Here is a 1,031-nt window from a genome sequence, read left to right on the forward strand (position 1 = left end):
ATCACTAAAAAGAACAGGCTCAACAAAATGATGCTCTTAAAAGGTCCTGAGATGTAATACACCTCTTTATAGCCTGTATCTTTAATTTGATAGTGAAAGTATCGCCCGTTGGTGTTGCCAATTTCGAACGATGTACCTGTGTTGGTGTAAAGCTTCATCCCTGAAAGGAAAAAGCGCGAGATGTGGCTCTCCACGTTATTCTGTAAGTTGATGTTTTTCACACGAACTAAAATGGTGGCGTTGTTGATGTCGAAGGATTGAGTCGTGTAATTGCTGTTATCGCTCCACTCGTTGAACGCTTTTTGGCTGACGGGAACCACCGCCTCTGGCGTGACCAAGCAGCGGATATTAAAGCGATCCAACATCATGCTGGATTCAACGAGCTTTACGTTATCAAACAACCCTTTTAGTTGGTCTTCATCAGCATAGCAACTCATCTGAGACAGGCTGTCGGCAATGTCCAATGCGCTATCTAAATAGTTGTGTTTCACAATACTGTTGATGGCGTAATAGCAGACCGAGAAAAAGATAGCTGTAGTAACCAGCAACACCCAAGCGATGTCGGTGTATATCCTTTTATTCCGCAAGCAAATACGAAGGGCTTTTCTGACGCTGTTTTTCGTGTGTTGGTTGATTCTCTTTTGTTGATAGATGCCGCTTTGGTGAGTATGTAGCATGGTAAAAGGGATGAAATATCCCGTCCTGTGAATGTTTTCTATGATGTTTCTCGTGGGAGAAACGTGATCTTCCGTGAGCTTGCGAAACTTCTTTCTCAATGCTGCCACCGCGTTTTTAAATCCATTTTCTGGCAAAGCCATCTTGTAGTGTTGAGTGATTTTTCTCTCAATAACGCGCTGACTGATCGGCGCATTTAAACTGCCGTAAGTAGCAATAGTTGAAAGAATGGCATACTCATTTGAACTAACAGGGATGGCGTGGTGGAGTGTGTTATTGATCTCTAAAGAAATGTCGTTTTCGGACAAGCAAACGCAGATTTGGTTTCCAAGTTCAAACATAATCATGTGTTGATA

1 pseudogene is annotated in these 1,031 nt (G+C 42.5%); it reads right to left on the minus strand.

From position 1 onward, the window contains the following. Positions 1-1,022: pseudogene (locus tag R8N49_RS25235) on the minus strand (EAL domain-containing protein); the annotation flags it as partial. Positions 1,023-1,031 lie beyond the last annotated feature (9 nt).

The organism is Vibrio sp. 1978 (assembly GCF_033344345.1).